The 7,312-nt window shown below is 62.4% G+C and carries 4 protein-coding genes; 1 reads left to right on the plus strand and 3 read right to left on the minus strand.

All coding sequences use genetic code 11. The features are described from left to right. The coding region (locus tag F0Q45_RS22875) for a non-ribosomal peptide synthetase (protein WP_149656089.1) at positions 1-3,401 on the plus strand (3,401 nt) is incomplete at its 5' end. A 4-nt stretch (positions 3,402-3,405) separates the two neighbouring features. Here F0Q45_RS22875 and F0Q45_RS22880 read toward each other — a convergent pair. The 3 genes from F0Q45_RS22880 to F0Q45_RS22890 form a co-directional block, all read right to left on the minus strand. Beyond that, positions 3,406-3,723 carry an ATP-binding protein gene (locus F0Q45_RS22880; protein ID WP_149656090.1) on the minus strand — a complete coding sequence of 106 codons (318 nt, stop codon included), beginning with the start codon at positions 3,721-3,723 and terminating at the stop codon, positions 3,406-3,408. Positions 3,724-4,594: 871 nt separating this feature from the next. Continuing rightward, complete coding sequence (locus F0Q45_RS22885; protein WP_149656091.1) at positions 4,595-5,317, minus strand: DUF998 domain-containing protein; 723 nt, start codon at positions 5,315-5,317, stop codon at positions 4,595-4,597. 224 nt (positions 5,318-5,541) lie between these two features. Further along, a partial coding sequence (locus tag F0Q45_RS22890; protein ID WP_149656092.1) for a DUF3418 domain-containing protein occupies positions 5,542-7,312 on the minus strand: 1,771 nt, incomplete at its 5' end.

Below are 7,312 nucleotides of genomic sequence, written 5' to 3' on the forward strand. Positions count from 1 at the left end.
GCTGGCAACGCGAGAAACTTGGCGAGTTTGCTGATAGCGGTAGTGGCATCGCTGCTCAGTTGAAGTTTTGGGAAAATGAGCTGGCCGGGATGCCTGGGTGGCTGGAATTGCCCACCGATCGACCCTATCCGCAAGTTGCTGATCACCGCGGTGCCACTGGCCCTGTGCAATGGTCGGCGGGGCTGCAGCAGCGGGTGGTGCGGCTGGCTCAGAAGTATCAAGCAACCATTTTCATGGTGATCCAGACCGCTATCGTGGTGCTCCTCGCCAAGATCAGCGGTAGCACTGATGTGGTGGTCGGGGTTCCAGTGGCCAGTCGTAGTGACCCAGCCCTCGATAAGTTGGTGGGATTTTTCGCCAACACCCTGGTGTTGCGGGTCCAGGTAGGCGGTGATCCCAGCGTCGCTGCATTATTGGCCCAGGTGCGAACCCGGAGTTTGGCAGCTTTCGAGAATCAAGATGTGCCGTTTGAGATGCTCGTCGAGCAGTTGAACCCGGTCCGGTCGCTGACTCATCATCCCCTGGTTCAGGTGATGTTGGCCTGGCAAAACAACAACTCTGCTGAGTTGGTCCTGGGTGATCTGGACATCACGCCCATGACGGTGCATACCCAAACTGCCCGCATGGACTTGATGTTTTCTCTGACCGAGCGTTTCACCGACGCTGGCCGGCCCGCCGGGATTGACGGCGTGGTGGAATACCGCACCGATGTGTTCGATGCCCAAACAATTCAAACGCTGGTCAAACGGCTCGAGCGTGTACTGATAGCGATGACTATCGATCCCGACCAGCGGTTGTCGACCATTGATCTACTCGACACCGATGAGCATGCCCGCCTCGATACGATCGGTAATCGCGCGGTATTGACCCAGCAAAGGCCAGCGGTATCCATTCCTGCCCTGTTTGCTAGCCGGGCGAGGGCTTGCCCTGAAGCCATTGCGCTGGTGGACCAAGTCAATTCATTTACCTACCACGAGCTGGATGTGGCCGCTAACCATTTGGCGCATCTGTTGGTCAGCCGTGGAGCGGGCCCTGGTGAGGTCATAGCACTGTTGTTTGAGCGGTCATCTCAAGCAATCACAGCGATCCTGGCGGTGCTAAAAACCGGGGCGGCTTACCTCCCCATCGATCCAGCACTCCCGGAGACGCGGGTGAAATTCATGATCGACGACGCCGCCCCGATAGCCGCACTCACCACAATTGACCTGATACACCGACTGGTAGACCACGAATTGGTTGTGATTGATATCGCTAGCCCGGTCTTTGGCGCCTATCCCGACACCGGGCTGCCCTACCCGGCTGCGGACAATATCGCCTACATCCTCTACACCTCGGGTACCACCGGAACACCCAAAGGCGTCGCCGTCAGCCACCACAACATCACCGCACTATTGGCATCGCTGGATGGGAAGACCATCGCAGCCGGGGTCGGGCGGGTATGGACCCAATGGCATTCGTATGGCTTCGACGTCTCATCGTGGGAAATCTGGGGTGCACTGCTCCACGGCGGACGTCTCGTGGTGATACCCGAACATGTCGCCCGCTCCCCCGCCGACCTGCACGTCCTGCTGGTAGCTGAGCACGTCGACATGCTTAGTCAAACCCCCTCCGCGGCCAGCGTGTTGTCATCGGAAGGATTGGAATCAACGACCTTGATTGTGGCTGGTGAGGCGTGTCCGGCTGAGGTGGTCGATCGGTGGGCGCCCGGGCGAGTGATGATCAACGCCTACGGCCCTACCGAGACATGGTATGCGTCGATGAGCGCGCCGTTGGTGGCGGGTTCGGGGGTGCCGCCGATCGGGTCACCAGTACCGGGGGCGGCGTTATTCGTGCTCGATGGCTGGTTGCGCCCGGTGCCGGTCGGGGTAGCTGGGGAACTATATGTTGCCGGCGCTGGGGTAGGTGTCGGGTATTGGCGCCGAGCAGGATTAACCGCAGCACGATTTGTAGCCTGCCCATTCGGAGGAATTGGTGCACGGATGTATCGCACCGGCGATATGGCACGTTGGGGAGCTGACGGCCAACTGTACTATCTGGGCCGGCGCGATGAACAAGTTAAAATCCGCGGGTATCGCATCGAACCCGGCGAAGTTGCCGCAGCACTGGCGCAACTGGACGGGGTGGATCAGGCGGCGGTGATCGCTCGCGAGGACCACCCGGGACACCCGCGGTTGGTGGGATATGTCACCGGCAGTGTGGATGTGGCCCGCATCCGCGCGGCGCTGGCCGACCGGCTGCCGCGCTACATGGTGCCCGCGGCGGTGGTAGCGGTAGACAAACTGCCGTTGACGCTGAACGGCAAACTCAACGTACCCGCCTTGCCCGCTCCCCAATATGGGGATATTGACCGCTACCGGGCCTCATCCAGTGCCGCCGAGGAAATCCTGAGCGGTATTTACGCCCGGGTGTTGGGAGTGGAGCGGGTTGGTATCGACGATTCGTTTTTCGATTTAGGCGGGGACTCATTATCGGCAATGCGGGTAATCGCAGCGATCAATAAATCGTTCGATATCGATCTCCCAGTGCGGATATTATTTGAGGCGCCCACAGTCGCAAGCCTCAGCCGGCGGCTTGACTCAGCTAAGAGCTCAGCTGAGGTTGTTCCGATCGAGGTGCTTAAGCAGGGCACCGGAGTTCCGCTCTTTTGTCTGCCTCCGGGTGGAGGGCTCAGCTGGCCATACCGAAACTTAGCTTCGTATGTGGACTGCCCCATCATCGGACTTCAACTGCCGTTGAGCAACCAATTTGAGCCCAGATCAGTCCGGGACATCGCCAAGAGCCACGCCGATACAATTCAGGAACTGTATCCGCAAGATCCATACCATCTACTCGGCTGGTCCTTTGGTGCCGTTGTCGCGCAGCAACTCGCCGTAGAGCTGCACCGCCGCGGGCGCGTAGTGCAACGTCTGCTGGTTCTAGACCCCGTTTTAGGGCCAGCTTCAGCCGACGGCCACAATAGTGAGGTATTGGATGAAAATGCGGTTGCCGAGACCTATGTTCTTAACAGATTCCTGCAAATGAATAACATCAATATTGAACACTCGGAAAATCTTGCCTACCAGCAATTTGAAAAACTACTTCATCAGCACGAAATGCTAGAGTTTCCAGTCCCTTCCAAAAATATTGTGGAAATCCTGATTAAAAATTTGAATATTGGAATTCAGGCTTTGTCGCAACATGTACCAGATATATTTGATGGCGATATGATCATTTTTTCGGCAAAGCGAAGTGATGGCTCAACACTGGCGCCAATATGGCATCCATATATTGCTGGAAAAATCGTTGAATATCCCGTCGAGTGTGCACATGAAGAGATGCTGGACAAGGAATCCGTGAAATTGTTCGGCGAGCAGCTCGCATCTTATCTAGAATTCAGCGATCAGGCGCATGGCTCAGCTTAGAAATCTACTCGGAGTGCCCTCGGAGTGCCAAAGGAGTAATGATCGGAGCTCTGGGCAGTAGCACTCCCCGTCGAGGTTGATACCACGGAGCGGAGCGGTGTAGGAAGCGGTCGAGCATGGCTGCGGTTATCGGTGGTATCGCCGAGGATCTCGCCCCAGGCGCCGACCCACGGTTGGTCGTGATCACTATGCTGGTTTTGAAATACCGCTGGGAGACAACCTGAAACACTGCCGAGGCAGCTTCGGAAGGTAGCGGCAGGTGCCCAGTTCGTCGATGAGCTTGCGGTCGATGCCGGCGGCGGCGTCGACACCTCGTCTGCATTTTCGGCGCGGCAACGGTGTGTGCCTCCGCTGGCAATTGTGCGGATGAGGTCGGCGGTGCGAAGCGGCTGTTCGATCATCACGAGGTGGCCGGCGGGAGCGATCGTGATGTGCTCTGCGCCGAGGGTTTTGGTCAGCCGGATCTGCTGGGCGCGGCAGCGTCGGGTGCGCCCACCCGCGTGGGCGGTGACCACCATTCGTTCGCACCGGCGGCAATGGATAACTGTCCCGGAGTTTGCACAGCTCGGCCGCCAGCTCATGGTAGCCGGCATATTCGGTGAACAGTGTGAAAAGAAATTCAGGTCCGGCTGCGGCACAGCGTATTTCATTGCGCATCTGTCGATTAATTCCGCCAGGACGTCGTCGCTGCGCGAACACGAGACCGGCGTGAGTCAGCGGCGCCTGTAGGTGCAGTCTGCGCAGCATCGCCAAAGCGGCGTCGGTGGCGGAGAGCTTGGCCACCAGCGGCAGCGCGGACCGGCGGTCGTTGGAGGCGATGCTGGCATCCAGCAGCAGCAACGCGCGGGCGCGTTGAGGATGCAGACGCGCAAATGCCTCGGCATAAAGCCGCCGACCGAATGCCCCACCACCACAGCCTCATCCGGACGCCGCACGGCACCTAGGACACACCTAGGACGGCCGCGATCCGCTCGGCCTCGCCTGCGACGGTACAGTGACCGGGCGCGGACGTCACCGCGGTGCCGGGCCGATCGAATCGCACCACAGTGTGGTCACTCGCAAGGGCGGCGACCGTGTCACGCCAGTGCAGCCCGCGCCGCCGAGGCAGCTGCACAACACCGCGACAGGACCGTTGTCTCCGTCGACAAGGATGTGCACCCGGTATCCGCCGACGTCGACATCGGCGACTTTGCTCACCGGCTGATCTCGCTTCGTGTACGAGCGGTGCGGAGGCCGGCGTAGATCAGCCAGCCGGCGGATGCCGCCAGCTCGGCCCGTTGCGCGACCCCGACCATGCCGAGGACGTCACGGCGGTCGATGAGGATCGCCACACCGGTCCAAATCGCGGTTCCGACCAGTGCTGCCAACATGAACAGACCGATGCGGCGTGTTGGCGCCGGGGCGCCTTCATAGCAATCGGCGATAGCAAAAGCCAGCAACGAAGCAATCGCAGCTGCCAGCGCCAGCCCACTGCTGAACCAGTGCAGCTGATGGGTCAGTGGCACCGTGCCCGAAGCCTCGCGGGCTGCACACGCGGGGTTGGAACTCGGCGCGCACACGAGCGTCCAAACCGTGCTGTCCAAGGCCGTTGCCACTGCGAAGACCCCAAGTGCCCACCACCCGCCCTTGGTCCACCGGCCGCCTCGAGCTCCGATGAGCGCAGCAACGGCCGCAACTACCAGGACGCCCGCGGTCGCCCGATCGCAACCGCGAAACCACTCGCCGTACGGCTGATCCGTCGCGGAGAGTTCACTGATATACATGTCCGGATCGGGCAGCGTTCGGGTGAAAACGATCTCGAGCAGCCAGTTGGAATACAGCACGGCACCCGTTACGGCACCGGCCACGGCGACCCACCGAATCGCGGGCGACCGCTGGTAGCTGATGTCTGCCAGCGAGTCGGGTAGCACTGCCATGAGGCCATCATGCCGTGTAACTCATGCTGCAATGGGTCTTTGAGAAGGGTCTTTGAGAACCTTTGGGCGGCCGCGGATCGCAGCTTCGAACCCCGATTTGAAGCGCCGTTCGCAGCAGCGCGCGCTGGTGTTCGTAGGTGTGGTCGAGTAGAAGCGCTGGACGAGCTTAAGTCCAGCCCGGGTACGCCTCCGGTCGTCCGCGGTTCGGCCGCATCGGATCCCGATCACCCGGTGCTGGTTGAGGACCGCATGGCGTCGATCGCCCGGTAGATCCGCTGCTCGCTCACCGGGCGCGGCGTGCCAAGTTGCTGCGCCCACAGGCTTACCCGCAGCTCCTCGAGCTGCCGCGCGATGCCGCGGACGTCGGCGATGGTGGCCCGCACCGACGGCAGCGCGTGCACTAGCTCGTCGTAGGCGTGCTGCACGGCCTGGACCCGCTGCATCCGCTCGCGGTCGGCCTCGATCGCGTAGGGCAGCCGGTCAAGGCGCCGACGGATCGCGGTCAGGTAGCGGGTGAGGTCGGCGAGATGCGCGTATCCGGTGGCGGTGACGAACCCGGGCGGCAACAGCCGGCTCAGCTGAGCGCCGACGTCGGCGATCGCTTTGGCTTGCGCAGGCGGCGGCTGGGCGGGCAATACCAGCTGTACTTCCTGCGCAGCCGACAATGCCTTCTCCACACGGCCGACAATGTCGACCGTCGTCGACACGAGAGCCCCCCCTACTCGGCTGCGCAGCACGGCGAACTCCTGGCGCGTCCACACCGGCGCCGGCGCCAGCGCGTCGACCGCGGCGTCGGCGCAGTCGTCGAGCAACGCCGACAACGACCCGTCCGGGTTCGCGCCGAGCGCCAAACGAGTACGCGGACCAAGCTGCCGCTCAACCGCTTTGACCGGCGATGTGACGCTAAGCCGCAGCAACCGCCGCATGCCCGGTGCCATCGCCCGGTCCTGCTCCGCGGCCGTAGCGAACATGCGCAGCTCGACGGCACGGCCCGCGGCGACGAAGGCGGGAAAGCCTTGCACGGCGCGGCCGCCAACCGTGCGCTCCACGACACGCGGCAGTTCGTCAAGGTCTTCGGGCCAGTTGCGCAATTCGGTCCGCTCCAGCTCACCGGCGACTGCCTGGGCGACGGCGTGCCGAGTCCGTGTCGTCAGCTGCTGCTGTAGCGCTTGCAGGTTCTTGCCGCGGGCGATCTCGGCGCCGTCCGCGGACTCGACGGCAAATGTCACCCGCAGATGCGACGGCAGCTTGTTCAGCTCGAAGGCGTCGACGGGCACCAGAACGCCAGTGCCGCGGCGCAATTCGCGTTGCAACGCTGCTAGTAGCGGCTCGCTGTCCGGATCGATTCTGGCCAGCACCGCGCGGGCCGTATCGGGGGCGGGAATGAAGTTGCGGCGCAGCTCTTTTGGCAGCGATCGGATGAGCGCGGTCACCAGCTCCTCGCGCAGCGCCGGTACCTGCCAGGCGAACTCGTCGCCACCCAAGCGGGCGAGCACGTCAATGGGTACGTGTACCGTGACGCCGTCGTCGGCGGCGCCGGGCTCGAACCGGTAGGTCAGGTCCAGCGCGACATCACCGGTCTGCCAGGTGTCCGGGCGATCGGCGTCGTCGTCGTCGGTGCGCAGCAAGTCGTCGCGGTCGAATGTCAACAGGTCCGGTGTCTGGTGCCGCTGCCGCTTCCACCATGCGTCGAAGCGCCGGGCCGAGACGACGTCGGCGGGGATGCGGACGTCGTAGAACGCAAAGACGTCATCGTCACCGACCAGCAGGTCGCGGCGGCGAGCCCGCTCCTCCAGCTTTTCAAGTTCTGCGCGCAGCCGCGCGTTGTCGCGGAAAAAGTGATGGCGGGTCTGCCAGTGCCCTTCCACCAGCGCATGGCGGATGAACAATTCCCGCGCGACTGCCGGCTCAGCGCGGGCATATCCGACGCGGCGACGTGCGACCAGTGGCAGCCCATACAGTGTGACCTGTTCGTAGGCCATCACCTCGCCGCGG

Source organism: Mycobacterium simiae (assembly GCF_008370645.1).
Taxonomy (GTDB): domain Bacteria; phylum Actinomycetota; class Actinomycetes; order Mycobacteriales; family Mycobacteriaceae; genus Mycobacterium; species Mycobacterium simiae_A.

Excerpts from the sequence above, each read along its gene's own strand:
- F0Q45_RS22885 (WP_149656091.1), bottom strand. The coding sequence starts at position 5,317 with ATGGCAGTGCTACCCGACTCGCTGGCAGACATCAGCTACCAGCGGTCG.
- F0Q45_RS22880 (WP_149656090.1), bottom strand. The coding sequence starts at position 3,723 with ATGCAGACGAGGTGTCGACGCCGCCGCCGGCATCGACCGCAAGCTCAT.